This is a genomic window from Methylocystis sp. (genome assembly GCF_046349115.1).
Classification (GTDB): domain Bacteria; phylum Pseudomonadota; class Alphaproteobacteria; order Rhizobiales; family Beijerinckiaceae; genus Methylocystis.
In genome coordinates this window covers 193,690-220,366 of sequence record NZ_JAXMCX010000001.1, presented here as the reverse complement: position 1 = coordinate 220,366, position 26,677 = coordinate 193,690, and the positions used below count along the sequence as shown (strand labels likewise).

The 26,677-nt window shown below is 63.4% G+C and carries 27 protein-coding genes; 12 read left to right on the top strand and 15 right to left on the bottom strand.

Annotated features, from left to right (window positions below; genetic code table 11):
- Positions 1 to 63: 63 nt before the first annotated feature.
- Entirely contained in the window at positions 64 to 1,113 is a 1,050-nt protein-coding gene (locus tag U1E20_RS01025; RefSeq protein WP_409978724.1) for a WcbI family polysaccharide biosynthesis putative acetyltransferase, read from the bottom strand.
- A 158-nt stretch (positions 1,114 to 1,271) separates the two neighbouring features.
- Here U1E20_RS01025 and U1E20_RS01020 point away from each other — a divergent pair, with 158 nt between their 5' ends.
- The 3 genes from U1E20_RS01020 (at position 1,272) to lpdA (ending at position 4,361) form a co-directional block, all read left to right on the top strand.
- Entirely contained in the window at positions 1,272 to 2,336 is a 1,065-nt protein-coding gene (locus tag U1E20_RS01020; protein ID WP_409978723.1) for a GSCFA domain-containing protein, read from the top strand.
- Between the two features lie 80 nt (positions 2,337 to 2,416).
- Positions 2,417 to 2,845 (top strand): DUF1772 domain-containing protein, encoded by a 429-nt coding sequence (locus U1E20_RS01015; protein ID WP_409978722.1) that lies wholly within the window; start codon positions 2,417 to 2,419, stop codon positions 2,843 to 2,845.
- Positions 2,846 to 2,936: 91 nt separating this feature from the next.
- On the top strand, positions 2,937 to 4,361 hold the full coding sequence (gene lpdA / locus U1E20_RS01010; RefSeq protein ID WP_409978721.1) for a dihydrolipoyl dehydrogenase: 1,425 nt from the start codon (positions 2,937 to 2,939) through the stop codon (positions 4,359 to 4,361).
- 300 nt (positions 4,362 to 4,661) lie between these two features.
- Here lpdA and U1E20_RS01005 read toward each other — a convergent pair whose 3' ends face one another.
- The 3 genes from U1E20_RS01005 to U1E20_RS00995 all read right to left on the bottom strand — a co-directional run bounded on the left by U1E20_RS01005 (position 4,662) and on the right by U1E20_RS00995 (position 6,205).
- Positions 4,662 to 4,793 (bottom strand): hypothetical protein, encoded by a 132-nt coding sequence (locus U1E20_RS01005; protein WP_409978720.1) that lies wholly within the window; start codon positions 4,791 to 4,793, stop codon positions 4,662 to 4,664.
- Between the two features lie 546 nt (positions 4,794 to 5,339).
- Positions 5,340 to 5,948, bottom strand: a complete 609-nt coding sequence (locus U1E20_RS01000) for a L,D-transpeptidase (RefSeq protein ID WP_409978719.1) — start codon at positions 5,946 to 5,948, stop codon at positions 5,340 to 5,342.
- Positions 5,949 to 5,980: 32 nt separating this feature from the next.
- Positions 5,981 to 6,205 carry a hypothetical protein gene (locus tag U1E20_RS00995; protein WP_409978718.1) on the bottom strand — a complete coding sequence of 75 codons (225 nt, stop codon included), beginning with the start codon at positions 6,203 to 6,205 and terminating at the stop codon, positions 5,981 to 5,983.
- 21 nt (positions 6,206 to 6,226) lie between these two features.
- Here U1E20_RS00995 and U1E20_RS00990 point away from each other — a divergent pair, with 21 nt between their 5' ends.
- Positions 6,227 to 7,111, top strand: a complete 885-nt coding sequence (locus U1E20_RS00990) for a histone deacetylase family protein (RefSeq protein ID WP_409979618.1) — start codon at positions 6,227 to 6,229, stop codon at positions 7,109 to 7,111.
- Between the two features lie 30 nt (positions 7,112 to 7,141).
- On the opposite strand, the gene ykgO is transcribed toward U1E20_RS00990, so the two are convergent.
- The 3 genes from ykgO to queC form a co-directional block, all read right to left on the bottom strand.
- Positions 7,142 to 7,267, bottom strand: a complete 126-nt coding sequence (ykgO, locus tag U1E20_RS00985; RefSeq protein ID WP_409978717.1) for a type B 50S ribosomal protein L36 — start codon at positions 7,265 to 7,267, stop codon at positions 7,142 to 7,144.
- A gap of 109 nt (positions 7,268 to 7,376) precedes the next feature.
- Positions 7,377 to 9,635, bottom strand: a complete 2,259-nt coding sequence (locus U1E20_RS00980; RefSeq protein ID WP_409978716.1) for a TonB-dependent receptor — start codon at positions 9,633 to 9,635, stop codon at positions 7,377 to 7,379.
- 136 nt (positions 9,636 to 9,771) lie between these two features.
- The gene (gene queC, locus U1E20_RS00975) at positions 9,772 to 10,509 is read right to left on the bottom strand and encodes a 7-cyano-7-deazaguanine synthase QueC (protein WP_409978715.1); all 738 of its coding nucleotides are present in this window, start codon (positions 10,507 to 10,509) and stop codon (positions 9,772 to 9,774) included.
- 128 nt (positions 10,510 to 10,637) lie between these two features.
- Between queC and U1E20_RS00970 the strand changes: the two genes are divergently transcribed.
- The 3 genes from U1E20_RS00970 (at position 10,638) to kdsA (ending at position 12,857) form a co-directional block, all read left to right on the top strand.
- The gene (locus U1E20_RS00970) at positions 10,638 to 11,249 is read left to right on the top strand and encodes a glutathione S-transferase family protein (protein WP_409978714.1); all 612 of its coding nucleotides are present in this window, start codon (positions 10,638 to 10,640) and stop codon (positions 11,247 to 11,249) included.
- Positions 11,250 to 11,894 carry a uracil-DNA glycosylase family protein gene (locus tag U1E20_RS00965; RefSeq protein ID WP_409978713.1) on the top strand — a complete coding sequence of 215 codons (645 nt, stop codon included), beginning with the start codon at positions 11,250 to 11,252 and terminating at the stop codon, positions 11,892 to 11,894. It begins immediately after the preceding gene.
- Between the two features lie 159 nt (positions 11,895 to 12,053).
- Positions 12,054 to 12,857 (top strand): 3-deoxy-8-phosphooctulonate synthase, encoded by an 804-nt coding sequence (gene kdsA, locus U1E20_RS00960; RefSeq protein ID WP_409979617.1) that lies wholly within the window; start codon positions 12,054 to 12,056, stop codon positions 12,855 to 12,857.
- Positions 12,858 to 12,861: 4 nt separating this feature from the next.
- Here kdsA and U1E20_RS00955 read toward each other — a convergent pair whose 3' ends face one another.
- The 4 genes from U1E20_RS00955 to U1E20_RS00940 form a co-directional block, all read right to left on the bottom strand.
- Positions 12,862 to 13,251, bottom strand: a complete 390-nt coding sequence (locus U1E20_RS00955; protein ID WP_409978712.1) for a type II toxin-antitoxin system VapC family toxin — start codon at positions 13,249 to 13,251, stop codon at positions 12,862 to 12,864.
- Positions 13,248 to 13,517 (bottom strand): type II toxin-antitoxin system Phd/YefM family antitoxin, encoded by a 270-nt coding sequence (locus tag U1E20_RS00950; protein ID WP_409978711.1) that lies wholly within the window; start codon positions 13,515 to 13,517, stop codon positions 13,248 to 13,250. Before U1E20_RS00950 ends, U1E20_RS00955 begins: the two co-directional genes overlap by 4 nt.
- A gap of 87 nt (positions 13,518 to 13,604) precedes the next feature.
- The gene (locus U1E20_RS00945; protein WP_409978710.1) at positions 13,605 to 13,955 is read right to left on the bottom strand and encodes a hypothetical protein; all 351 of its coding nucleotides are present in this window, start codon (positions 13,953 to 13,955) and stop codon (positions 13,605 to 13,607) included.
- Between the two features lie 76 nt (positions 13,956 to 14,031).
- A complete protein-coding gene (locus tag U1E20_RS00940) occupies positions 14,032 to 14,688 on the bottom strand; it encodes a Crp/Fnr family transcriptional regulator (protein WP_409978709.1) in 657 nt (218 codons plus the stop codon).
- Between the two features lie 158 nt (positions 14,689 to 14,846).
- Between U1E20_RS00940 and U1E20_RS00935 the strand changes: the two genes are divergently transcribed.
- A complete protein-coding gene (locus U1E20_RS00935; protein ID WP_409978708.1) occupies positions 14,847 to 15,053 on the top strand; it encodes a hypothetical protein in 207 nt (68 codons plus the stop codon).
- On the opposite strand, the gene U1E20_RS00930 is transcribed toward U1E20_RS00935, so the two are convergent.
- The 3 genes from U1E20_RS00930 to U1E20_RS00920 all read right to left on the bottom strand — a co-directional run bounded on the left by U1E20_RS00930 (position 15,004) and on the right by U1E20_RS00920 (position 17,028).
- Positions 15,004 to 15,630 carry a hypothetical protein gene (locus U1E20_RS00930; RefSeq protein WP_409978707.1) on the bottom strand — a complete coding sequence of 209 codons (627 nt, stop codon included), beginning with the start codon at positions 15,628 to 15,630 and terminating at the stop codon, positions 15,004 to 15,006. The two genes, U1E20_RS00935 and U1E20_RS00930, sit on opposite strands and share 50 nt — an antisense overlap.
- Before the next feature lie 110 nt (positions 15,631 to 15,740).
- The gene (queF, locus tag U1E20_RS00925) at positions 15,741 to 16,202 is read right to left on the bottom strand and encodes a preQ(1) synthase (RefSeq protein WP_409978706.1); all 462 of its coding nucleotides are present in this window, start codon (positions 16,200 to 16,202) and stop codon (positions 15,741 to 15,743) included.
- A gap of 46 nt (positions 16,203 to 16,248) precedes the next feature.
- Positions 16,249 to 17,028, bottom strand: coding sequence for a hypothetical protein (locus tag U1E20_RS00920; RefSeq protein WP_409978705.1), 780 nt, complete (start codon positions 17,026 to 17,028; stop codon positions 16,249 to 16,251).
- Between the two features lie 241 nt (positions 17,029 to 17,269).
- Between U1E20_RS00920 and eno the strand changes: the two genes are divergently transcribed.
- The gene (gene eno, locus U1E20_RS00915) at positions 17,270 to 18,553 is read left to right on the top strand and encodes a phosphopyruvate hydratase (protein ID WP_409978704.1); all 1,284 of its coding nucleotides are present in this window, start codon (positions 17,270 to 17,272) and stop codon (positions 18,551 to 18,553) included.
- Here eno and U1E20_RS00910 read toward each other — a convergent pair.
- Positions 18,537 to 19,667 carry a putative zinc-binding metallopeptidase gene (locus U1E20_RS00910; protein ID WP_409978703.1) on the bottom strand — a complete coding sequence of 377 codons (1,131 nt, stop codon included), beginning with the start codon at positions 19,665 to 19,667 and terminating at the stop codon, positions 18,537 to 18,539. The genes eno and U1E20_RS00910 overlap by 17 nt on opposite strands.
- A 290-nt stretch (positions 19,668 to 19,957) precedes the next feature.
- Here U1E20_RS00910 and U1E20_RS00905 point away from each other — a divergent pair, with 290 nt between their 5' ends.
- Genes U1E20_RS00905 through U1E20_RS00895 form a run of 3 tightly spaced genes read left to right on the top strand, consistent with a single transcriptional unit; the run spans position 19,958 to position 26,656 of the window.
- Positions 19,958 to 23,272 (top strand): DUF2126 domain-containing protein, encoded by a 3,315-nt coding sequence (locus U1E20_RS00905; RefSeq protein WP_409978702.1) that lies wholly within the window; start codon positions 19,958 to 19,960, stop codon positions 23,270 to 23,272.
- Positions 23,262 to 25,775, top strand: a complete 2,514-nt coding sequence (locus tag U1E20_RS00900; protein WP_409978701.1) for a circularly permuted type 2 ATP-grasp protein — start codon at positions 23,262 to 23,264, stop codon at positions 25,773 to 25,775. Before U1E20_RS00905 ends, U1E20_RS00900 begins: the two co-directional genes overlap by 11 nt.
- Positions 25,772 to 26,656, top strand: a complete 885-nt coding sequence (locus U1E20_RS00895; protein ID WP_409978700.1) for a transglutaminase N-terminal domain-containing protein — start codon at positions 25,772 to 25,774, stop codon at positions 26,654 to 26,656. Before U1E20_RS00900 ends, U1E20_RS00895 begins: the two co-directional genes overlap by 4 nt.
- Positions 26,657 to 26,677 lie beyond the last annotated feature (21 nt).

Here is a 26,677-nt window from a genome sequence, read left to right as displayed (position 1 = left end):
ATGGCGGTCTGCTCTCGATCCCCGATCGCGCGCGTTGCGCGCGTCGGGAATGACGCAAGCAGCTTATAGCGTTGGCGTCAGTCCGGCGGCGAAATTCTCGCGCGCCAGCCTTATCAGCAATCCGGTCGTCGCCTCGTCGGCGAGCCAGGCGTCGACGCGGGGATTGCTGAGCCGCGCCGGATCGTGCTTGCCGTAAATTTTGTAGCAGGACGCGATATATTGCGGCAGCGTCAAAAAGTCGCCGACCGTCGTCGCGAGATGGTGGTTCTGCAGCTTGAACATATAGCCGCCTTGCGCGCCGTAGCGCTTGGCGATCGGCGGATAGATCGGGAAGATTTCGCTGCGCGCCAGATCGTGAATGTCGTAATAGTTGAAATTCACCGTCCGCGGCTTGAGCCCAATCTTCTCGAAAAGCTTTTTTGAGAGATCGAACAGCACGTAGCTCATCGGATGCACCGTGCTGTACATGAACACGCCGCGCCGCGACCAGTTCATCAATTCGTTGGAAAGATCGATGTTGAATCGATCGCGCGTCGTGTCGAGCAATTCGCGCGACGCCTCGTTCCACATGTCGAGATAGCCGAGCGCGTCGTAGACATTTTCATTGAAGAGCGCATTCGCCATCTCGACCGACAGGCCCTTGCGATAGGCGAAGAGGCAGATCGCCGAATGATAGGGACCGATCGGCCCGCAGACGAATCCATGCATCCGCGACAGATCGTGAATATAGACGAGGTCTGGATGAAAGGCGGCGAAGGTGACCGCCGGGAAGATCATCGTCTTCGGCAGACGTTTGCACAATTCCTCCGACCCGCCGCCGCGCACATGTCCGTCAAGGAAATCATGCGAGAAGACATAATCGTAGGTCTCGAGCGTCTTGACGAAGAGCCCGATCGACGAGCGCGCGCGAGCGATCATCGAGAAATGATCGACCGTGGCGCTCGGATCGAGCACTTTCATCGCATAAGCGACGCCGAAACTCTGGCAGTTGCCGACGATGGCGATCCGCGGCCCGGTATTGCGCATGACGCGGCCGGTGAACTTTGCGATCCGCGGCTCGATGGCGTATTGCCGCCAGGATTTCAAAATCTGTTTGTCAAGCTGGGCGAGCATGCGGTCTTTCACGATTGGCGGCGGCGCGGCCGTCGTCGGCGCCGGGTGACAAGCGGGCGGGCGCCGTTTATGTTGCGACGCCAGAAGGCGGCTCGCGAACGACGCGGGAATAGGCGCGATCCGCGATCGAATCGGCCGGATCGGAAAGGAGTGCGACCATGGCGGAAAACCCCTATAGCTCCCTACCTGACCATCGCTTTTGGCGCAAGGCGGTGACCTCTTTGCCGCCCTTCGCGCTCGATCCGATCATTCGCACGCCGTTCAAGATTTCGCCGCAGGACAAGGTCGCGACCGGGGGCAGCTGCTTCGCCCAGGAAATCGCCATGCGCCTGCAAGCGAGCGGTTACCATTACTACCTCGCGGAACAGCCGCCGATCGGCATGTCGGCGAAGGAGGCGCTCGACCGAAATTACTCGATGTATTCCTGCCGATACGGCAATCTCTACACCACCGCTCAGCTGCTGCAGCTGATCGAACGCGCCTATGGACGATTCACACCGCAGCTCGATTACTGGAATCGTCCGGAGGACGGCCGCTTCGTCGATCCCTTCCGGCCGCGTATCGAGCCGGACGGATACGCCACGCTCGACGACATGCGCGCCGATCGCGAGCGGCATCTCGCCGCAGTCCGCCACATGCTCGAGACGATGGACGTTTTCGTCTTCACCTTCGGCCATACCGAGACCTGGCGCCACAAGCCGGATGGCGCGATCCTGCAGCTCGCGCCCGGCGTCGCCGGCGGCGAATGGGATCCGAACGTCTATGAATTCTACAATATGACGGTCAGCGAGGTCGTGCGCGACTTCCTTGCGGCGACCGACCGCATGCGCGAGGTCAACCCCAAGGTTCGCTTGGTGCTGAGCGTGTCGCCGGTCGGCATTATCGCAACCTATGAAGACCGGCATGTGATCGAATCGAACAGCGCAGTGAAGGCGATATTGCGCGCCGCCGCCGACGAGGTGGTCCGGGCGCGACCGAACATCGCCTATTTCCCGTCCTATGATCTCGCCACTGTTTCGCCGAATGTGTCGATGTTCTATCGAGAGGACACGCGCCGCATCAATCCTTACGGCGTCGATCGCGCGATGCAGGTGTTCTTCGACCACTTCACCGATCGTCGCCAGGAAAGGGAAGCGGCCAAGGCGGTGAAAATCGACATCGCCGCGGAGGCCGAGGAGAACGCCCGCGTCGTCTGCGACGAGGAAGCGATCGAGTCAGCTTAAATAAACATGGCGGATCGGCGGTCGGCGGTCGATTCGCCAGCAACGCCGAAAGTTTCGCCGGCCGTCAGAGGATTCTATAGATGATCATTGGTTCGCTCGCGCTCGCGGCGGCTGGCGCTTTCGCCGGCGCGTCGCTTTACGTCAATTACGTCGAGCAGCCGGCGCGGCTGGCGCTGAGCGACGACGCGCTCATTAAGGAATGGGAGCCCTCCGACCACCGCGGCTTCATCGTGCTGGCAAGTCTGGCGTTCCTTGCCGCGCTTTTCGGCTTCATCGCCTTTCGCGAGTTCGGCGACATCAGATGGCTGTTTGGCGCCTTCGTCGCCATCGCCAGCTGGCCCTATACCTATCTCGCCATCGTGCCGCTCAACAATCGCATCCTGGCGCTCATCAACGCCGATGCGGCGCATGAGGCGCGCAAGGTCATCGATCTTTGGGGTCGGCTCGAACTCGGTCAGACCGCGCTCGGCATCGCCGCGACGCTGATCTACGTCTGGGCGGCGGGCTGATTTTCCGTAGTGTTTATCAGAGGTTCATCTCAGATGCGTTCATCTGGGAAGCCGGTCTCGCAAGCGGCGCCAATCTTGAATCGCGGATGACATGACTTACGATCTTATCGTGATCGGATCCGGTCCGGGCGGATATGTTTGCGCGATTCGCGCGGCGCAGCTCGGATTGAAGACGGCCGTCGTCGAGAAGGACAAGACATTCGGCGGCACATGCCTCAATGTCGGGTGCATTCCCTCGAAGGCGCTGCTTCACGCGTCGCATATGTTCGAGGAAGCCGGGCACGGATTGGCGCCGCTCGGCGTCATCGTCGATCCGCCGCGGCTCGATCTCGCGGCGATGATGAAGCATAAGGACGACACCGTCGGCGCCAACGTCAATGGCGTCGCCTTCCTGTTCAAGAAGCATAAGATCGACTCGTTTCGCGGCGTCGGAAAGCTGAAAGGCGCCGGACAGGTCGAGGTCGCCGGCGCCGACGGCGCCGTGCAGACGATTGAAGCGAAGAACATCGTCCTCGCCACCGGCTCGATCGCCGCGCCGCTGCGCGACGCCGCCGGGGCGGACATCGCGATCGACGAAAAGCTCATCCTCTCATCGACCGGCGCCCTCGCCCTCGCCGAGCCGCCGAAGCGGCTCGTCGTCGTCGGCGCCGGCGTCATCGGGCTCGAACTCGGTTCGGTCTGGCGGCGGCTTGGCGCGCAAGTGACGGCGATCGAATATCTCGACCGCATCCTTCCCGGCTTCGATCTCGAAATCGCCAGCCGTTTCCAGAAGATTCTCGAAAAGCAGGGCTTCGCCTTCCGTCTCTCCTCCAAAGTGACGGGCGTCGAACGCAAGGCGAGCGGCGGGACTGAGCGCGCTGTCGTCTCCTATTCATCGGTTGACGGCGCGAGTTCTGAGAGGATCGAGGCCGATGCGGTGCTGATCGCCACCGGCCGTATCCCGTTCACGCAGGGACTCGGACTGGAAGAAGCCGGCGTCGCCGTCGAACGCGGGCGTATCGTTATCGACGACCATTTCGCGACCAGCATCCCCGGCGTTTACGCCATCGGCGATGTGGTGCGCGGGCCGATGCTGGCGCACAAGGCCGAGGATGAAGGAATCGCCGTCGCCGAAATCCTTGCCGGACAGGCTGGTCACGTTAACTACGGCGTCATTCCGAGCGTTGTCTATACGATGCCGGAGGTCGCGTCGGTCGGCATGACCGAGGAAGAAGCCAAGTCCAAAGGATTCGATGTCGCGATCGGCAAATTTCCCTTCACCGCCAATGGCCGCGCCCGGGCGATGCGCGCGACCGAGGGTTTCGTGAAGATCATCGCCGACGCTGCGACCGACCGAGTGCTCGGCGTCCATATCCTTGGCGCCGTCGCCAGCGAGATGATCGCCGAAGCCGCCGTGCTGATAGAATTTTCCGGCTCGGCCGAAGACCTCGCGCGCACCTGCCATGCGCATCCGACTCTCTCCGAGGCGGTCCGCGAGGCGGCTCTTGCCGTCGCCAAAAGAGCCATTCACATTTGAGCCGACCGGCGACGCGGCGAGCTTTTCGTCCCGCGATTTCGTGATCCATGCACTCGCATCGGGCTGGCGGTCGACAATGCGTCGACGTCACGCGTGCGAAGACAGGCCTCTTCGGCGAGCAAAGCTGCGCATAAAACCGCACTGCATTTGGCGGGATCGCTCAAATGTGGACAGGCTTGGTCTGACAGGCTTGGAGCGCGCTCGTTGCAAAAATGCCTTTAAGCGCGCTCCATTGCGCAATGCCCGGCTGCGAAATCCCATGCGTAAACAACGTTCGACGTGATGACCCGTCGGGCGCCATTACTCGCAGATGGCGTATCCGAAGCAAAAGTCGTCGCCGCCGTCCGACGGACGCGACAAGATCGTCGTCGCGCTCGCAACGCCCGCGGCGAACATGAACAGCATCAGCACATACAAAACCAACTTGCGCATGACGGGCCCCACATTCCGCCTATCGCTGAAAATTCGAAAGGCGGCGCCCCTCGTCTCTGCTCTTGCGAGCTTCGAAATAGGATCCGCCGGCCTTTCGTCGAATAAACGCAAACATGGGCGCGCGCGTTCCACGGAAGTGCGCGAAGAATGAAAATTTATTGGCAAATCGCATAACCATAACAAGCGTCGGACGGATTAGCTTTCGCTGACGACGCGAGGTAAGCGCCGGCGCCGGCAAATTCCAGAAAAAGAACGCAAACCACCAGGCCCAGCCAGCCCATGCTTGTCGTCGAACGCATCATGTCTTCCCCCTCTTCCCGCTCCCTGCGAGCATCGCGACTGTAGGAGCGGCGACGGCGCGTCGCCGTGCGACGCCGCACATGACGCGCAAATGGGGTTTACTAATTTCGTTTTTGGAGGGCTGAGCGCCGCTACGGATTTTTCGTCGATGGCGATGCCGCGAAACGCATCGGACCATCCAAATGGATGACGCCCTCTCGCGAGGCGCGGAGGGCGTCATCCAAACTCTTTAAGTGGGTGAATGGCTTAGAGTACGGTTACTTTCGTGCCGACCTTCACGCGATGGTACAGATCGATGGCGTCGATGTCGCGCATGCGGATGCAGCCCGATGACACGGCCTGCCCGATCTTCTCCGGCTCATTGGTGCCGTGAATGCGATACAGCGTGTCTCTGCCGTTCTGATAGAGATAGAGCGCGCGAGAGCCGAGTGGATTGTCAGGACCGCCGGGCAGGCCGCCGGCGTCGGCGGTCGGCTGAAGATGCGGCCAGCGCTCGAGCATGTCCTTTGGCGGAATCCAGCGCGGCCATTCCTGCATCGCGCCGACATAAGCGCGTCCGGTGAACGCCATCGCGTCCTGGCCGGTGGCGACGCCGTAACGCACCGCCTTGCCGCCCGGCATGATATAGTAAAGAAATTTCGAGCGGTTATCGACGATGATCGAGCCGACCGGCTCATTCGTCCGGTAATCGACGAGGTAGCGTTCATATTGCGAACTCACCGCGGCCTTCGGGGCGAGCGCCATGAATTCGGCGTCGCGGCCGCTGAGCCTTGGATCCGGAAGCGCCGTTCCTCCGTTGCAGCCGGCAAGCAAGACGGCGACAAGGGTTGAGGCCGTCACATATTTGAAATTCATTTGGGGCACTCCTTTCCGCCGCAAAACTGTCGTTACGATTTTCTTATCATGAACTTTGGCGCTGGGATCACGTCTTCGGAATTATTCCCCCACTGTTGCGCCGGCGCCACGCGGCGCGGCGCGAGACGCCGCTTGAGCTTTACCGTTTCTTTTTCATGGACAGAAAGCCGCGGAAGGCGGAAAACTAATGTTTCGATAAGCATAGCGTCGCCCGCGCGGAGTGCGTCGCAGCGTTGAAAACCCTTTTCGTCACCCATGAGAGCGGTCTCCGTCACGAGATGGGACCCGGCCATCCCGAGCGGCCCGAACGGCTGCGCGCGATCGAACGCGGCCTCGAGGAGGCGCGTTTCGCGCTTCTGGCGCGAATCAGCGCGCCCAGGGCCGAATTGGCGGCGCTGGAGCGCGTTCACCCGCAATCCTATCTCGCCGCGCTCGAACAGGCGGCGCCGCGGGAGGGCTATTCGGCGCTCGACAGCGATACGCTGATGTGTCCGGACACGATCGAGGCCGTCTGGCGCGCCGCCGGCGGGGCCGTCGCGGCGGTGGAGGAGGTGATGTCGGGACGCGCCGATAACGCCTTCGTCGCCGCCCGGCCTCCCGGCCACCATGCCGGCGCGCACAATCCGATGGGCTTCTGTTTCGTCAACAATGTCGCTGTGGCGGCCCGCCACGCCCAGGCGGCGCATGGGGCGGAACGGGTCGCGATCGTCGATTTCGACGTGCATCACGGCAATGGCACGCAGGAAATTTTCTGGGCCGATGAATCCGCCCTGTTCTGCTCCACCCATCAGGCGCCCTTCTATCCCGGCACCGGCGGGCGCAATGAGACGGGCGCCCATGACAATATCGTCAACGCGCCGCTGTTCGCCGGTTCGACCGGCGACGCCTTTCGCGAGGCGCTCGACGATCGCATCCTGCCCCGCCTGCGCGATTTCGCGCCCGACCTAATTCTTATATCAGCCGGCTTCGACGCCCATGAACGCGACCCGCTCGGCGGCCTTCGGCTGCGCGAAGTTGACTTCGGCGACGCGACCAAGCGGCTGATGGAGATCGCCGACAAGCGCTGCGACGGCCGGATCGTCTCGATGCTGGAAGGCGGCTATGACGTCGACGCCCTCAGCCTCTGCGTCAGCGCCCATGTGCTGGCGCTGATGGGCGGTTAGCGCGGCGCCCCCTCCGAGCGCCGCAAGAAATCAGCCCTGGCGGGCCTTGTAGCGGCGCTGCACCTTGTTGATCACATAGACGCGGCCCTTGCGGCGCACGATCTGATTGGCGCGGTGGCGCGAACGCAGCGATTTCAAAGAGTTACGAATTTTCATCGGTCTGACCCCGGCAATGGAGAACTGGCCGGGATACGCCCAGCGCTTCGTTGGCCCCGCCTATGCCCTATTTCGCCCCGACGATCAAGCCGGACTGCCCGTCGCCCGCTCAAAAGCGCGCATTGACGAAGAACCGCAGATTCGCGCCCGGCAGCAGCACCTCGTCCTTCCTGAAGGAAACGCTGTTGCGGATATCCTGGTTGAGCAGATTGTCGCCGACCAGTCCCAGCGTCAGTTCGCGGCCGCGCGGGTCGCCCGGTTCAAACAGCATCCGGTAGCTGATGTCGGCCCGCAGCAGATTATAGCCCTTGGTCGGCGTTTCATTGGTCGGGTCGATATTGCGCTGCGCGAAAGCGTGAAGAAAATTGATCCGCAGCAACCAGTTCGACTCGCGCCAGAATGCGCCGCCGCCGAGCCGCACCGGCGGAATGCGGGGGACATTGCCGCCGCCCACAAATGTCGCGCGCACCACGTCAAACTGATGCTCGACGCCAAATACGCCGCCGGCCAGCGGCGCGACGTCGAGCTGGCTTTGAAACTCGCCGCCGCGAAACAGCGCATTGCGCTGCGCATAGAAGGCCTGGCGCAGATCGCCCGCGCCGTCGAAGGCGCAGCTCGCGAAATCGGTTTCGCAGAGCGCGCCGGTGAGATTGCGAAAGATGAAGCCGTCGAAGCGCGTGACATAGGCCGTCGCTTCGAAACGGAAGGGACCGGCGGAACGCCGCAGGCCGAATTCGATCGTTTTCGCCCCTTCGATTCCGAGATTGGGATTGCCGATATCGAAAGTCGCCGTCGCATCATGGACGCCGCGCGAAAAAAGCTCGGGCGCGCGCGGCGCGCGTTCGACATATTGGGCGGTGAGGCTGGCGACGACGCCTTCCGGCAAATCCTGCAGAAAGCCGAAGGCGGCGCTCTTTGGCGTGAAATTGCGCACGCGGGCGATTTGCGGCGACGGATCAACCAGGAGTTCGGGAAATGCGCCGGAAACCGTCGCATGTTCAATGCGTCCAGCGAGCTGCATTTTCGATGCGTCGGTCAATCTGAATTCGTTGAACAAATAGCCGGCGACGCTTCGCGACCGATTGGGGTCGAAGAGGCCGCCCTCGCGGCCGGGCGCGGTCAGGATCTGATGCATGCCCTGAACGCCGAAGGCGCTGGTCAGGGTCGCAAATGACAAATCGACCGGGCGCAACTGCGTTTCGACCCGCGCCTCTATGTCCTTGTTGGTGAAGGTCTGCTGGACGCCGTCAAAGCCGCCTTCATTGGCGAGTTCATGATGCTTGTAATCGGTCAGCCCCGCCCAGAAACGGACCGCTTCGATATAGGCGGACGGCGGACGGAATTCGCCCTTTGTCGTGACCCGCGTCTGGCGAAGCTCAATGTGCGAACCGGTTTCCGACGGCTCGATCCCCGGCATGTGATAGCGCGTATTGAACTGCGTCACCGCGAAGCCGACAAAGCCGCCATCGAAGAAATAGGAGGCGCCTGCCGAGCCGCCGGCCGAACGCATCGACGAATTGGGCTGGCGTCCGAAAACGAGCGGCGGCGGGTCCGGCGGATAAAGATAGGGATAGCCGGGGATGAAATAGTCGCTGCCGCGCCTGCCATGCACATCGACGTGGATGGCGATATTGCCGCGGCCGGCGTCGAGCAGAGTCGCATTCTCCAACCCATTGTCGACGGTCGCCACCGCCGCGCGCGATTCGACGATCGAGCAACCCTCCGTCTCTGCCTTGGGAACCAACGTCAGACGGCAGGGCAAGGCCGTGGGGATGCGGTTGTTCTCGACATTGACGACGCCGCCGATCGCCTGCGACCCCCAGCGCAGCGTGGCAGGGCCGCGCACCACTTCGACCTGGCTCGCGGCGGCGGGATCGACCGGTACCGCATGGTCCTCGCCAAGCTCCGAGACCCCGCTGTTGCTGATGCCGTTTTCCTGGATGCGCACCCGGTAATTATCGAGGCCACGCACCACCGGCCGGCTCGCCGCGCCCGGCGCGAAGGACGATCCGGTGATGCCGGGCTTGGCGAAGAGCACGTCGCCGAGCGTCGTCCCCGGCGAGCGCCGCAGCTCGCCGCTGGTGACGACCGTCACCGTCGCGAATTGGTCGGCGACGATCGGGAGGACGCCCATCGGCGGCGCCGTTTCGTGCGGCTCGGGTCCGCTTGGGCCCGGGGCGCTGCGGCTGCGCCCGCCGGGCGCCTGGGGCGACTGCGGCGGAGCGACAGTCTTGCTGCGTTTGATCGGACTGACGGCGCCGACTTCGATCGGCGGCAACGCCTGCTGGGCGACCGCGCTCGCGACGCCCGCCACATAGGCCGCCGCCGCGCCGCAAACCGCCGCGCCGCCAAAAAGGCTTCTCCTCATCGCCGCCCGCATTCCTAGGATGTTATAACATAACATATCCAGCGCGGCCTGAAGCGTGTCAATGCGCCTTCGTTCGGCGTGACGAGGTCAGCGGCGTCTGTGGCGCACATGCCACAGTCGGGCGGTCAGAAGGGCCTCAGGCGGTCGCGCGCGCCTGCCCGGCGCGGTATTTCTCCCAGCCATGCGCGCGCAGCTTGCAGGCGGGGCATTCGCCGCAGCCATAGCCCCAGTCGAAGCGCTCGCCGCGCTCGCCGAGGTAGCAGGTGTGGGTTTCCTCGACGATGAGCCGCACCAGTTCTTCGCCGCCGAGCGATTCAGCCAGCCGCCAGGTCTCCGCCTTGTCGATCCACATCAGCGGCGTATGGATGGCGAAGCCGCGGTCCATGCCGAGGCCGAGCGCCTGCGCCATGGCGCGGATCGTCTGGTCGCGGCAGTCGGGATAGCCGGAATAGTCGGTCTCGCACATGCCGCCGACGAGATCGGCGATCCCGCGCCGATAGGCGAGCGCCGCGGCGAAGGTCAGAAACAGCAGATTGCGTCCGGGAACGAAAGTGTTGGGGAGCCCGTCGGCGGCGAAGGCAATTTCGGCGTCGCGGGTCAGCGCCGTCTCGGAAATGGCCCCGAGCGCCTCGATCGAAATTAAGCGATCTTCGCCGAGCCGCTCCGCCCACAGCGGCGAGAGAAGCGCGAGCCCGTCGCGCAGCCCCGCCCGGCGGGTGAGTTCGACGCGATGGCGCTGGCCGTAATCGAATCCGACCGTCTCGACGCGGTCGTAGCGCGACAGCGCCCAGGCGAGGCAGGTGGTGGAATCCTGCCCGCCGGAAAAGAGCACGAGGGCGGCGGCGGGGGATTGGAGAACAAGTTCATCGGTCATCGCGCCTAACTTAAATCATGGCGGCAAAACTGCGAGCCTTCTCCGACTGGCGCATATTTTGAAACGATCGGGCGACCCCCACATTAGCGCGGCGCATTCCCCACATCCGAACCCGGAACGAGACCGACATGCTGTTCTATAATACGCCGCTGGCCCCCAATCCGAGGCGGGTCCGGATTTTTCTGGCTGAAAAGAACGCCGCGATTCCCACGCACGACGTCAACCTCTTGGCGGATGAACACAAGAATGAAGCCTATTCGCAGATCAACGCGCTGTCCGAAACGCCGGCGCTCGTTCTAGACGACGGCGCCGTGCTGACCGAGTCGGTCGCCATCTGCCGCTATATCGAATCGCTTTATCCGGAGCCCGCACTCCTTGGGCGAGGCGCGCGCGAACAGGCCTTCGTCGAGATGTGGCAGCGCCGCGTCGAGTTCCGCCTGTTCATTCCGGTCGCGCTCGCCTTTCGTCACAGCCATCCGGCGCTGGCGCGTCTTGAATCGCCGCAGAGGCCGGAATTCGCCGAGCATCAGCGACCGCGCGCGCAACAGATGATGCGCTTTCTCGACCAGGAACTCGCTTCGCGGCGCTTCATCGCCTCCGACGATTTTACCATCGCCGACATCACCGCCATCGTCGCGATGGATTTGACCAAGCTCGGGCGAGTCGAAATCCCTCAGGACTTGCCGCATCTCTCGCGATGGCGGACGGAAGTCGCGGCGCGTCCGAGCGTCATTCCCTAGATGAGCCGGCGCCAATCCGACCGAAAACTTGAAGAGATCGCGGCGCGCATCCGCGCCTGCCGCGTTTGCGTGGAGACGCCCGACGGCGCAAAACTGCCGCATGAGCCGAGGCCGGTGTTTCGCGTGTCGTCCACCGCGCGGCTGCTCTTGGCGAGCCAGGCGCCCGGCAATCTCGTCAACCAGACCGGGATTCCCTTCAACGACCCTTCCGGCAATCGACTGCGCGACTGGATGGGCGTCGACCGCGAGACCTTCTACGACGTCTCGCGCATCGCGATTACGCCGATGGGCTTCTGCTTTCCTGGCAATGACGCCGCCGGCGGCGACCGGCCGCCGCGTCCCGAATGCCGCGCCCGCTGGCACGATTCCTTATTCGCGGCGCTGCCGCAGATCGAGACGGTCATCGCGATCGGCCGCTATGCGCAGGACTATCATTTCGCACGCCTCGGCCATGCGCTGCCGAAAGGCGCGGGCGTCTCGGAAATCGTGGCGCGCTGGCGCGAGTTTCAGGACGCAAGGCCGCTGATCTTCCCTCTGCCCCACCCGTCCTGGCGCAATACGGGCTGGCTGAAGCGCCATCCCTGGTTCGAAGCCGAGGTTCTCCCCGTCCTGCGCGCCGAAGTCGCGCGGCTCGTCAAAACGTGAGACAAGGCGCGGGTGACAAGCGTCATCATCGGAGACGGCCCACGCCTAGATCACGCTGCATTTGGGCGGAATCGCCCAAATGCAGATAACGTGATCGATTCCAAAAGTTCAGAGCGCGCTTTACGCGAAAAACCGGTTCCCACTTTTTCGCAGCGCGCTCTGGTCGAGATCGGCAATGATCGGCCGCTGACGCTGATCGCCGGTCCTTGCGCGCTGGAGGGCACCGACATGGCGCTCGCGACCGCCGAAGAACTCGCGCGGCTCGGCGAGCGTCTCAACATCGGAATCATCTTCAAGGCGTCCTTCGACAAGGCGAACCGCACCAGCGGCGACGCGCCGCGCGGCGTCGGACTCGACGTGGCTTTGCCGATCTTCGCCAAGATCAAGGATAAGACCGGCCTGCCGACGACGACCGACGTGCATGAGACATGGCAATGCGCGCCGGTCGCCGAAATCGTCGACCTGTTGCAGATTCCCGCCTTTCTCTGCCGCCAGACCGATCTCATTGTCGCCGCGGCGAAGACGGGCCGCCCGGTCAACATCAAGAAGGGACAGTTTATCGCGCCGTGGGACATGATCCACGCCGTCGAGAAGGCCCGCGCTGAGGGCGATGGCGGCGTCATTGTCACCGAGCGCGGAACGAGCTTCGGCTATAACGCCCTTGTCGCCGACATGCGGGCGCTGCCGATTTTAAAGGAGACAGGCGCGCCGGTTATTTTCGACGCGACCCATGCCGTTCAGCAGCCGGGCGGCGCGGGCGCTTCATCTTCCGGCGAGCGGCGCTTCGTCGCGACGCTTGCCCGCGCGGCGGTCGCTATCGGCGTCGCGGGTCTGTTCATCGAGACGCATCCCGATCCGGGCGCCGCCGTCTCCGACAGCGAGACGCAAATCCCGCTCGGCGCGCTTGGCGCGATGATCGAGGAACTGCTGGAATTTGATCGGCTGGCGAAGGGGCGACGCTAATCCCCTACGCCGTCTTCGCTGCCAGCGGATGATCGACCAGCGCGCGATCGATCGTAACGAGTCGCAATGCTTCGATTTTGCATTGCGCAAGCAACAGACGATCGAACGGATCGCGCGTGCGCGGCTCTGGTTCGACGGAGGAGAGCGCATGCCGCGCATTGATGGGAATAAGTTCGACGCCCATCGTTTCAAGCAGTTCCGGAAGCGCGTCGAGATCGAACGCGAGTTCGAGTTTGCCCAGCCGCCATTTGATTGCGATCTCCCAGAGGCTGGCGACGCTCGCCACGAACTCCATCTCTGGGTTTTCCAGCAACGTCCTTATCCCCGCGTTTAAAGCGGCGATGCGTCTCTCGATCAGAGCGAGAAGAATATGCGTATCGAGCAACAGCCTCATGCGTCGTCGGGCAACGGCCGCAGCAGAAAATCTTCCGGCAAGGGCGCGTCGAAATCCTCGGCGATGGAAGTGACGAGGGACTTAAGGCCATGGCGCTTCTTGAATTCGTCCACGGCCTCGAACCGCAAGCCGGTCTTGCGCCGATGCGGGACTAGATCGAAGGCTGGCTTTCCGTTGCGCGTCACGACAATCGTCTCGCCCTTCTCGACCCGGCGAGCGAGTTCGGTAAGGCGATTTTTCGCGTCCTTGATCGAGACCGTGGTCATAGCCAGAAAAGTAGCTACATGTAGCTATAACGTCAATGAGCTGTCGGCCCGCGCTCCGCGCCGCGGCGGCCGTGAAGGCCGGCGAGCCTAACCCGCCTCAGCATAATCCGTCAGCCAGCCGACGGCGATTATGACGAGCCCCATGCCGGCGAAAAAGGCGAAGGCGGTTCGTTCGGCGGAAATCGCGGGAAGAAAGGCGATCGCGATCAGCGCCGGGCCGACGATCCGCTCGACCCAGCCGTGAAGAGAAAACGCCAACCGCTGAATGAGCCCAAGCGGAAATCGCGTGATGAGCGTCATGGCGAGATGCACACCCGCGAGCAGCCAGGAGAGCTGCGCCGCGATCCCCCCGAAACCAAGGACGCTCGGCGCAATGAGGAAGATCAAAACCGTCAGGTAGTCGAGATAGCCGTGCCAGCGCGCCGCGATGAATCTCATCTTGATTTCTCCCAGCGGCGCCGATCGGCCGCCGCGCCTTTGTAAGCGCGCGGCCGGCGACCGTCTGTCTCCTGCGTTACAAACCGGCAGGATTTTCTTTCGCGAGCGCCTGGAGCGCGAGATGATTGACGCAAATGAGGTCGCGCCGATAATCGAGCGCCCCCCGGCGCCGCAACTCATTCATGGTCCGCGTCACCACCGGGCGGCTCGCATGGATAAGATCGGCGATGTCCTGCTGCGTCAGCCTGATCTCGAGCAAATAGCCATGCGGACAGGGCGCGCCAAAGGCGAGCGCAAGCTCGCCCAGCGTCTCGATCAGCCGCGCGGCGACGGTCTTGGTCTGGCGGTCGATCAGCCTGCGCTCGGCGCGTTCCCGCGACGCCTCGAGGCCGGCGCTGAGAAAGCTTGCAAACGACGCGCTGTTCGCGACGAGACGCTCCACGTCCGAAGGCGCAAAGGTCAGAACGCGCGCGTCGCCGATGACGCTCGCGGCATGCGCCGACGCTCTTCCCGGCGAAGCGCTGCCGAAGAGGTCGCCGGCTTTGACGATCGCCAGCGTGATCTGCGCGCCGCTTTCGGCGACATGCGACAGCCGGACGACGCCCCGCGTCAGGCAATAGAGAAAATCCGGCGCTTCGCCTTGCAAATAGAGCGTCTCGCCGTCCGAATATTCCGCTTCCCGCAGCGCGGGCGCGCAACGCCGCCATTCGGCGATATTCTCTTTCGATAGCATGTCGCCGCCCTGCTCCCGTCGACCCGCATCCTATCAAAATCGAAGCCGCGCGATCGTCGTCGTCCTGGCGAATTGGCGCGCTTCGCGCTACGTAGCGGTATGAACTTTCATAAGTAAGCGATTACAGTTACAATGCCGCCATTCAGGCGGACGGGATCATGGCGCTCAATCCATTCGACGACCGGAGCGACAACGTTAAGGCCAAGGCCGCGACGACCTATGCCGTCATCGTCGCGGCGACCGTTCTTGCCTGGGCGTGGGCTTGGACAGCCTTCTCCGATCATCCGGGTCTGATGGGCGCCGCCCTCCTGGCCTTCATGTTCGGACTGCGGCATGCGTTCGACGCCGAACCAGATCGCCATTGAGCTTTTGGTATTCATTGCTCAACAACAGCTTGGCCGCCAAGGCGCGGTCGGGCTTGCCCTTGCGCGAGAACGTTCCGGCGCCGTCGTCGAATTCGCCAGCGCTGGCGTGCATGGCGGCGCGTTCGATGGCGACCAATTTGTCGGGGATGGTTTGAGCTTCCTTGAGCTGGTTTAATTCATGCGCCGTAATGTTCTGGCTCAAGAAACGATCTTCGATCGAAATTGCGCCGTCGCCTTGCTTTTCGGGCGGCGGAATAATCCCGCCGTTCACAAGGTCCCAATAGCCGAAGCTATAATCTTCCGGCCGAACCGCCTTGCCGTTCAGAATGTCTTCGATTGCGTTGTACCAATCGAGTCGTTTCATGTCGCCGTTGGAAATGTAACCTGTCGAAAATCGCGTTTGCCATTGCGAGGAAAGAATCAAATCCTCGGCAAGGGTCGTCAGAGATTCCAGTTCGATATGCGACGTCTCCAAATCCCTTTGCGCTTTTTCGAGAAGAAAGCCGAGCGCCAATTGCCCGCCCGCCAAGGCGACGAGCAACAGGAAGAAGACCGAGAAAAATGTCCGAAGCTTCATCTTCTCTCGCCTCGCGATCGGACGGTCTCTAGGTCGAGAGGCCGCAGCGATGCATTGGTAGGTGATTTTCAGCCGGGCGCACAAGGGCGCGACGCATGGAGCCGAGAAGGCTAGCCTCGCCCGCGATAGGGCGCGACGCCTTGATCGGGAAGCCACAGGTCTTCCGGCGGCGCGCCGGTCTGCCAGAAGACGTCGATCGGCATGCCGCCGCGCGGATACCAATAGCCGCCGATTCGCAACCACTGCGGCTTTAGCGCCGCGACGAGATCGCGCGCGATCCGCAGCGTGCAGTCTTCGTGGAAGGCGCCGTGGTTGCGGTAGCTCCCGAGATAAAGCTTCAAGGATTTCGACTCGACGAGCCAGTCGGCCGGAACATAGTCGATGACGATATGCGCGAAATCCGGCTGTCCGGTCACCGGGCAGAGCGAGGTGAACTCCGGCGCGGTGAAACGCACCAGATAGGCCGCGTCCTTATGGGGGTTAGGCACGAGGTCGAGTTCGGCTTCGTCCGGCGACGCCGGCGTCGCCGCCTGGCGGCCGAGCAGCGCCGCGCCCTTATTTATCTTGGTCATGCGGGTAACAAAGGCGCCGCGGCGGCGCCGTCAAGCGGCGCGCCGCTCACGGGTCGCGCGAATCCGGACATTCCCCGGCGCGCAGCGTGATCGGATGCGCCGACATCCAGCCCGAGAGAAAGCGGTTCTCCGGACTCTCCAGCGCCTTGAGCATTTCGACGCGCACGATTTCGAGCCATTTCTCTCGCCTGTCCGGCGTGTTCATCTCGGCCGGCACCCCGAGATCGATGGCCTTCACCGCGAATTGATAAGGCATCGTGTTCCACAAGGCGACGCCGCCGCGTTCGAGCATTCCGGACACATCCTTTTCCGGCATCTGGGCGATCTGCTCCTGTTCGGCGATCGGCACGGCGCCGGGCGCCCCGCTGTTCGGCGCGACAATGGCGACGCCGTTGCGATAGAAGAGGTTCTTCTTCGCGCCTTGTCGCGTCGCGATCAGATCGCCGCCGATCACGAAGGCGGCGCCGGTGCTGCCGAGCGCGCATTTTAGCGTCCGATCGAAACAATGGGTTGCGCCGACCATCAGCGCGCTGCAGCCGGCCTCGACCCAGCGCGCCAGAGTTTCCGGCTTTACGTCAAGCACATAGGCGAGGCCCGGCATGTCGTCGCTTTGATATTCGCATCTCTGCACGAGAGCTGCCGGCCAGCCGAGAAAATCCTTCTCGACGGTCGAGCAATTGGCGAGCACCGGGGATTTCTCCAAAATCGCCTTGGCGGCGGCGACATGCTCCGGCGTCTGGGCGGGCGCAAGCGTCGGAAAGAAAAACTCGAAACAAAGACTGAAGACGGCGACGGCCCGACCCGCTCGCCTGATGAAGCGCGCCATTCCGACCTCCCGGCGGATCGTCGCGCCCGGCGGCGACGCCCGCTCCTTTGATCGATCTCAAGGATAGGTTGAGACCCTCGCCAGTCAATCAGATTGGCGGGCCGGCTGACGCCGCGGCGCAGCATCGTCGCGGCAAAAGCGCGCGCCCCAAGGCAAAAGCTTTTTGCGGCCGAGGCTTTTCGGGACGCTGCAATAGGTCTAAGAAGTCGCGCCGCTCCGCGCCGCATCATAAGAGGCTGAAATGACCGAGATCGTCGACATCCACGCCCGCGAAATTCTTGATTCCCGCGGGAATCCAACCGTCGAGGTCGAGGTGACGCTGGAGGACGGCTCCTCGGGCCGGGCGGCGGTTCCGTCCGGCGCTTCGACCGGCGCGCATGAGGCGGTGGAGAAGCGCGATGGCGACAAGGCGCGCTATCTCGGCAAGGGCGTGCTCGCTGCGGTCGACAACGTCAATGACGAAATCGCCGGGGCGCTGCTCGGTTTCGAGGCCGAAGATCAGGTCGCCATCGACGAGGCGATGATCAAGCTCGACGGCACGCCCAACAAGGCGCGGCTCGGCGCCAACGCCATTCTCGGCGTGTCGCTCGCCGTCGCCAAGGCGGCGGCCGAGGCGACCGCTCTGCCGCTCTACCGCTATGTCGGCGGCGTGCAGGCGCGGGTTCTGCCGACGCCGATGATGAATATCGTCAATGGCGGGGTGCACGCCGACAATCCGATCGACTTTCAGGAATTCATGATCATGCCGACCGGCGCGCCGAATGTGCGCGACGCGATCCGCTGGGGCGCCGAGATTTTTCACACGCTGAAATCGGCGCTGAAGAAGGCGGGCCTCAGCACCTCGGTCGGCGACGAAGGCGGCTTCGCCCCCAATCTTCCTTCCGCCGAAGCCGCGCTCGACTTCGTCATGAAGGCGATCGAAACCGCCGGCTTCAAGCCCGGCGTCGACGTTCATCTCGCCTCTGACTGCGCCGCGACGGAATTCTTCAAGGACGGCAAATATGTCTATGAAGGCGAAGGCGTGACGCGCTCGATCGACGAACAGGTCGCCTATCTCGCCAAGCTCGCCGGCGCCTATCCGATCGTCTCGATCGAGGACGGCATGGCCGAGGATGATTGGGAGGGCTGGAAGAAGCTCACCGACGCGATCGGCGACAAGGTCCAGCTCGTCGGCGACGATCTTTTCGTCACCAATGTCGTGCGCCTAAACGAGGGCATCAAGAAAGGCGTCGCCAATTCGCTGCTCGTGAAGGTCAATCAGATCGGCACGCTGACCGAGACGCTCGCCTCGGTCGAGACCGCCCATCGCGCCGGCTACACCACCGTGTTTTCGCACCGCTCCGGCGAGACCGAAGATTCGACCATCGCCGATCTCGTCGTTGCGACGAACAGCGGCCAGATCAAGACCGGCTCGCTGGCGCGCTCGGATCGCACCGCCAAATACAACCAGCTCATCCGCATCGAGGAGGAACTCGGCGACTCGGCGATCTATGCCGGCAAGAGCGCGCTCAAGGCGCTGGCGTAGCATGCGACGCGGCATCTCGGCTGGCGTGCGCCGCTGACATCAATCCCGGCGCCACAGCTCTGCCGACGGCAGGACGCGCGTGCTCCATGAGCAGCTTTTGGACGAAGCCCAATTTGTCTTTCACGATCGACGAGATCACGAAGGGATAGATGTCGGGCTGTCCCATCGATCGATTGATGTTGTTCAACGCGAATGAAATATCGAGCCAATTGTCGATCATCTCATTGATGTCGGGATAGGCGTAAGGGTCGAAATCGACCCGCGCCGGCGTGCCGTCGCTGCGTCGCACCACGAGCCCGGCGCTCCGGCCGGTTTCGAGCGTATCGACGATATGGAGATAATGCGCGAAGGTTTCCGCGAAATCTTCCCACGGATGGCAGGACGCATAGGCGCTGATGTGGTTCTGCCGCCAGTCGGCCGGCGGGCCTTCTTCATAATGCCTCTGCAGTGAGGCGGCATAATCTTCTTGCTCGTCCCCAAAGAGCGCGCGAAAGGGCCCGAGATTGTCGGACTGCGCCACGATGCGATCCCAATAATAGTGGCCAATCTCATGCCTGAAATGGCCGAGCAAGGTGCGGTAGGGCTCGCCCATCTCGTCGCGCATTTTCTCGCGCGCCGGATCATCGGCTTCCTTCAAGGCGATAGTGATCAGACCGGAGCTATGGCCGGTCAGAACAGGCGCCTGTGAGGGCTCCTCCGCAAGAAAATCGAAGATGAGCGGCTCGCCGTCATTCTCGGACGCGTCCGGCGCGGGCAGATTCAGACGGATCAGACTGTAAAACAGCCGCCGCTTGGCGGTCTCGATTTTTTGCCAGGCGGCGTGGCGCTTTTCATCTGACAAGTCAGGCACGGTTCGATTGTGCCGGCAGGCGAGGCAATATTCCGACCGGCCGCCCTTCTCGACCATCCAGTTGCACCCATGCAGCTCCCAATTCTTGCAGAAGCGATATTGGCGGGCCCGGTCAGCCAGCGCGACCCATCCGTCGCCGGCGGGTTCGACGGCGGTCATCGCCGCGAGCGCCGGCAGATAGCCGAGCAGATGCCCGCAGCTTTCGCATTTGACGTTCTCGAACAATATGCTCTGGCGGCAGACCTGACAGCGAAAGGCTTTCATGGGAGACCCGTCTGAGACGCACTGCGCCATAACTGTCCGCCGGACCGAAAGTTCCGAGCTCCGGGGGGAGCGGTCATCGGCGGAGAACTCATCTCCCCGAATGGCTATTTTCGGCGCCGGCTCTTTGCGCAGGACCTATCCACGCGCTAGGCTCATTGCCGTAATTTCGGACAAAGCCGCGAGTTTCTCGGCTCTTTAGATTGACACTTCGCGGCCCCATCCCGCTAAACTCCAAATTGGCCTCGCGCCAGTTCACAAGATGACGGCGCTGAAACGAGACGCTGAATAACGTGTCGATCCAGATCGCCCTTCATCACATTACCCACTACAAATATGACCGCCTGGTTGCGCTCGGCCCGCAGATCGTCCGGCTGCGCCCCGCTCCCCATTGCCGCACCAAAATCTCCAGCTACTCGCTCAAGATCGCGCCGTCGGGACATTTCATCAACTGGCAGCAGGACCCGCACGGCAATTGGCTGGCGCGTCTCGTGTTCCCGGAGAAGGCGGATGAATTCAAAATCGAAGTCGACCTGCTGGCGGAACTCGCGGTTTACAATCCCTTCGATTTCTTCATCGAGCCTTACGCTGAAGACTTCCCCTTCGTCTATCCGGACGAGCAGAAGATCGAGCTTGCCGCCTATCTCGAGCCCGAGGACGTCGGCCCGCTGACTGAGGGCTTCCTCCAAAGCCTGCCAAGGGAAAAGACGCGCACCATTAATTTTCTCGTCGACATCAATGCGCGACTGCATCACGCCATTCGCTACGTGATCCGGATGGAGCCTGGCGTGCAGGCGCCGGAGGAAACGCTAGCGCTAGGGTCGGGCTCTTGCCGCGACTCCGCCTGGCTGCTTGTGCAGATTCTGCGCAAGCTCGGTCTCGCCGCGCGTTTCGTCTCCGGCTATCTCATTCAGCTGAAGGCCGACATCGATCCGATCGAGGGCCCGAAAGGAACGGATCACGACTTCACCGATTTGCACGCCTGGACAGAAGTTTTCCTTCCCGGCGCCGGCTGGATCGGTCTCGACGCCACTTCGGGACTCTTCTGCGGCGAAGGCCATCTGCCCCTCTGCGGCGCGCCGCATTATCGCTCCGCGGCGCCCTTGTCGGGCTTGGTGGAGCCTGCGCGAGTCGATTTCAATTTCGAGATGCGCGTCGACCGCATCAATGAGGCGCCGCGCATCACCGCGCCCTTCTCCGACGAGGCATGGCGCCGGCTCGACGCGCTCGGCGAAAAAGTCGACGCCGATCTCAACGCGCAGGACGTTCGCCTCACCATGGGCGGCGAGCCGACCTTCGTCTCGATCGATGATTTCGAATCCGCCGAATGGAACACGGCGGCGACCGGCCCGACCAAGCGCGAACGCGCCGACGATCTCATTCACAGGCTGCGCGAACGTTTCGCGCCGAACGGCTTTCTGCATTACGGCCAGGGCAAATGGTATCCCGGCGAAAGCCTGCCGCGCTGGGCCTTTGGCCTCTATTGGCGACGCGACGGCAAGCCGATCTGGTCGCAGCCGCAAATCATCGCCAATGGCGCGGCGAAGAAAGAAGCGACCGCCGCCGACGCGGAAGTTTTCGTGCATGCGCTCGCGGAACGGCTGGGAGTCGGCGCCGAACACGCCGTGCCGGCTTATGAGGACCCGACGCATTGGATGGTCAAGGAGGGCGCCCTTCCGATCAATGTCGATCCCTCTGATCCAAAGATCGACGACGCCGAGGAACGCTCGCGCATGATGCGGGTGTTCGAGCGCGGCCTGAGCAAGCCTACGGGCTTTGTCCTGCCGATCCAACGCTGGAATGCGCGCGCCGAATCCGCGCCACGTTGGACGTCAGAAAAGTGGACGCTGCGGCGCGGAAAACTCTTCCTGGCGCCCGGCGACTCGCCGATCGGGTTGCGGCTTCCAGTGGCCTCGCTGCCCAAACTGTCCGAGGAGGAATATCCCTATATTCATCCACAAGACCCCTTCGCCCCGCGCGAACCGCTGCCGGAGCCCGGACATTTCTGGCGCATCCAGGACGGCGGTCAGACGGGTGGCGGCGGACAGTCACGCCAGGACGTGCACGAACAGTCGATCGTCGAGGGCGCGGTGCGGACAGCCTTCACCATCGAGCCGCGCGACGGCAATCTATGCGTGTTCATGCCCCCTGTCGCGACGCTCGAGGACTATCTCGAACTGCTTGAGGCGGTCGAAGAGAGCGCCAAAGTCGCCGGACTGCCGCCTCATATTGAAGGCTATCCGCCGCCAAATGATCCGCGCCTGGAGGTGATCAAGGTGACGCCGGATCCGGGCGTCATCGAAGTCAATATTCACCCGGCGGCCTCATGGCGGCAGGCGGTCGAGACGACGACCGCGCTTTATGAGGAAGCGCGGCAGGCGCGATTGACGACCGCGAAATTCATGATCGACGGAAGGCAGATCGGTTCGGGCGGCGGCAATCATGTCGTGCTTGGCGGCGAGACGGCGTCCGACTCGCCCTTCCTGCGTCGCCCGGACCTCTTGAAGAGCCTCGTGCTCTATTGGCAGCGCCATCCCGCCCTGTCCTATCTTTTCTCGGGCTTGTTCATCGGCCCAACGAGTCAGTCGCCGCGGGTCGACGAGGCGCGCCACGACTCGCTTTACGAGCTGGAGATCGCGCTCGCTCAGGCGCCGGCGCCCGGCGACGGCGACGCGCCGCCGCCATGGCTCGTCGATCGACTGTTCCGCAATCTGCTGGTCGATGTCGCCGGCAACACCCATCGCGCCGAAATCTGCATCGACAAGCTCTATTCGCCCGACGGACCGACCGGGCGCCTCGGCCTCGTCGAATTCCGCGCTTTCGAAATGCCGCCCGACGCCCGGATGAGTCTCGCGCAGCAATTATTGCTTCGCGCCCTCGTGGCCTGGTTCTGGCGCGAGCCACAGCACGGCGATCTGGTGCGCTGGGGAACGGCGCTGCACGACAAATTCATGCTGCCGCATTTCGTCTGGCAGGATTTCCTCGGCGTGCTCGACGATCTGCGCCGCGCCGGTTACCCGTTCGAGTCGGAATGGTTCGAGGCGCAGCGCGAATTTCGCTTCCCGCTGGCGGGCAGCGTCGAACATGGCGGCGTCCATCTCGAAATTCGCGGCGCGCTCGAACCCTGGCATGTGATGGGCGAAGAAGGCGGCAATGGCGGCACAGTGCGCTATGTCGATTCTTCGCTCGAACGCCTGCAGGTCAAGGCGACGGGCCTCGTTCCCGGCCGCCACGTCATCGCCTGCAACGGGCGCCGCGTGCCGATGACCGGCATCGGCGTCCCCGGCGAGGCGGTGGCGGGCGTGCGCTTCAAGGCCTGGCAGCCGCACTCCGGCCTGCATCCGACGCTGCCGGTCCAGGCTCCTCTCACCTTCGACGTGATCGACAGCTGGAGCAAGCGGTCGCTCGGCGGCTGCGTCTATCACGCGACCCATCCCGGAGGCCGCAATTACGACTCCTTCCCCGTCAACAGTAACGAAGCGGAAGCGCGGCGGCTGGCGCGATTTGAGGATCATGGACATACGCCCGGCCCTGTCGATCCCCCGCGCGAAGAGCCGGGCCAGGAATTTCCGCTGACTCTGGACCTTCGGAGGAGCATTGTCCGCTGAGCGCGTCATCGTAGCCGACGAGGCCGCCCAGCGCGTCGCCGCCTGGATCGCCGACTACGCGCCGACGCGCGACGCGCCTGACGAGCTGTTTGATCGAGACGGACTCCCGCGCGCGCACTGGCGGCAATTTCTCGGTTCATTCGCCGCATTCGGCGACGCCGGCCTGGAGCAGCGCTTCGCCGCCGCCGGCCGCCGCATCGACGACATGGGAATTTCCTACCGGGTTCATGGCGAAGCCAAGGAGCGCAGCTGGCCGCTCGGGCGTCTGCCGCTCTTAATCCCGGAATCGGAATGGCGTGAAATCGCGGCGGGAATCGCGCAGCGGGCCGAACTTCTCGAGCAAATCCTGCATGACGTCTACGGCGACGCGCGGCTCGTCGCGGAGGGCGTCCTTCCGGCCGCCGCCGTCGCCGGCGCCACGAATTTCATCCGGCCGATGTGCGGCGTGTCGCCGCCGGGCGGCCGCTGGCTTCGCTTTTACGCCGCCGACCTCGGGCGAGGGCCTGACGGCGATTGGCGGGTGCTCGGCGATCGCGCCCAGGCGCCGTCGGGCGCCGGCTACGCGCTGGAAAATCGCCTCGTCCTATCGCGGGCGCTGCCCAGCCTCTATCGAGACATGAATGTCGAGCGCCTCGCGCCATTCTTTCGGGACTTTCGCGCGAGCATTTCCCGCGCCGCGCAGCGCGTCGATCCGCGCATCTGCCTGCTGACGCCCGGGCCGTGGAGCGAAACCTATTCCGAACAGGCGCATCTCGCCCGCTATCTCGGTTTTGCGCTGGTTGAAGGCGAAGATCTCGTGGCGAGCGACGGCAAGCTGCATGTGCGCACCATCGCCGGCTTGAAGCGCGCCGACGTCATCTGGCGGCGCGTCGACGCCGACTGGTGCGATCCCCTAGAGCAGAACGCCTCGTCGCGGCTCGGCGTCGCCGGCATGTTCGACGCCATTCGCAAAGGCGCCGTCGTCGTCGCCAACATGCCGGGCGCTGGCGTCATCGAATCGCGCGCGCTGATGAGCTTCATGCCGGAATTGTCGAAACGCGTGCTCGGCGAAAATCTCAAACTTTCGAATGTCGAAACCTGGTGGTGCGGTCGGGAAAAAGAACGCAGGCGGATTATCGACGCGCTGGACGAATTCGCGATCAGCGGCGCCTTCGCCGACCGGCTCCCCGGTCTTGGCGAATGTCGCGAGGCGCTCGGCGGCGCGCTCTCAAGCGCCGAGCGCGCACGGCTGATCGAGGCCATCAATCAGCGGGGCGTCGACTATGTCGCTCAAGCGCCGACAAGGCTCTCCACGACTCCGGCCTGGATCGACGGCCGACTGTCGCCGAGGCCTTTCGTCTTGCGCGTCTTCGCCGCCGCAACCGCGGAGGGGTGGGTCGTCATGCCCGGCGGCTTCTGCCGCGTCTCCAACCAGCCCGATGTGCGCGCCGTCTCGATGGACGCCGGCGCGCAATCGAGCGACGTCTGGGTGTTGTCCAGCGGTCCGATCAAATGGTCGACGCTGCTGCCGTCCGACGAGGACCCGCCGATCGTGCGCGCCCTCGGCAATCTGCCAAGCCGCGCCGCCGACAATCTCTTCTGGATGGGCCGCTACCTCGAGCGCGCCGAAGCGACATTGCGAATCGTGCGGACTCTCGCGGCGCGTTTGGGCCAGCCGCAGCACATCGAACTGCACGGGCGCCAGACGATCGAACGGCTCGCGCGATTGCTGATCGCATGGGGCGCGGCGCCGGAGAACATGCAGGACATGAATCCGACGCAGATCGCCTGGGCGGCGGCCGCCGACGCCGACGCATACGGTTCGGCGCTGTCGGTGGTGCGCAACGCCAAACGCGCCGCCTCGATCGTGCGCGAGCGCATGTCCAACGATGTCTGGCAGCTGATCGGACGGATCGAATCGCGCCTGACGCGCTTCGGGGCGCGCGCCATCACCGAGCCGGAAACGCTGGAAATCATCGAGCGCTCGCTGCATACGCTGGCCGCCTTGTCCGGACTGATCGACGAAAATTTCAATCGCGTCGCCGGCTGGAGCTTTATCGATCTTGGCCGAAGGCTTGAGCGCGCCATCGGGGCCTGTCGCTTCGCGCGACAGCTCGCGGGCGACCAGGCGACGGTCGAGACGCTCGACGCCTTGCTCGATCTTCTCGATTCGCAGATCACCTACCGCTCGCGCTATCTTGCCGGCGCGGCGCTCGCGCCCGTCCTCGACATGGCGATACTCGACCCGTTCAACCCGCGATCGGTCGCTTTCCAGGCGATGCGGATCGACGAACATCTCGCGGCGCTGCCTTCTTTGCGAAATGACGGCGTGATGGAGCCGCCCCGGCGACTCTCGGTCAGACTGCGCGCTGAACTCGAATCGGAGGATGCGCGCCGCTTGGACGCTTTGACCATTCTCGCGTGGGAGCAGCGCCTGATGACGCTCGCCGATAGGATCGCCGAGCGCTATTTCACGCATGGCGACGAAGGCGAAGCAAACTCTCAACCGTCGCGGATCGCGTGATTTACGATATCGCCCATCACACGACATACAAATATGACGCGACCGTCGCCTCGGCGCGCTGCGCCATGCGTCTGCTGCCGCGCGGCGATCGCGGCCAAACCGTCCTGTCCAGCAAGATCGAACTGTCGCCGTCGGCCGAATTCATCAACGACAGGATCGACTTTCACGGAAATCGCGTCTGCGAGGCGCGCATCCTCGAACCCCACACCAGGCTGCGCATCGGCCTTGCGGCGCGCGTCGCGGTGGAGCGGCCGGCGCCGCCAGCTTCGGCCCTGACGCCGGCATGGGAAATCGTGCGGACCGCGGCCCATGAAGCCAATTCGCTCCAGGCGTCGTCTCCCGCCCATTACATCTATGCGAGCCGCCACGCGCCGCTTTTCGACGCGGCGACGGCATATGCGCGCGAAAGCTTTTCGCCCCATCGGCCCATTCTCGAAGGGGCCATTGAACTGACGAAACGCATCCACGCCGATTTCGCCTATGATCCGGATGCGACGCATATTGCGACGCCGATCGTGCAGGCCTTCGACAACCGCCGCGGAGTCTGCCAGGATTTCGCGCATATCATGATCGCCGCGCTACGCGGCCTCGGTCTGGCGGCGTCTTATGTCAGCGGCTATCTTCGAACCTATGCGGCGCCAGGCCAGGCGCGGCTGGAAGGAGCCGATTCGACCCATGCATGGGTCTCCGTCTGGTGCGGACCGGAATTTGGATTCATCGACCTTGATCCGACCAACGCCATGGCGGTCGGCAATGATCATATCGCGATCGCGATCGGCCGCGATTATGCCGACGTTTCGCCGATCGACGGCGTGATTCTGGGCGCCGGCAATCAGGATTTGGACGTGAGCGTCGACGTAAAGGAAGCAATCGTCGCTTGACCGTCTTTGCATATGAATTTT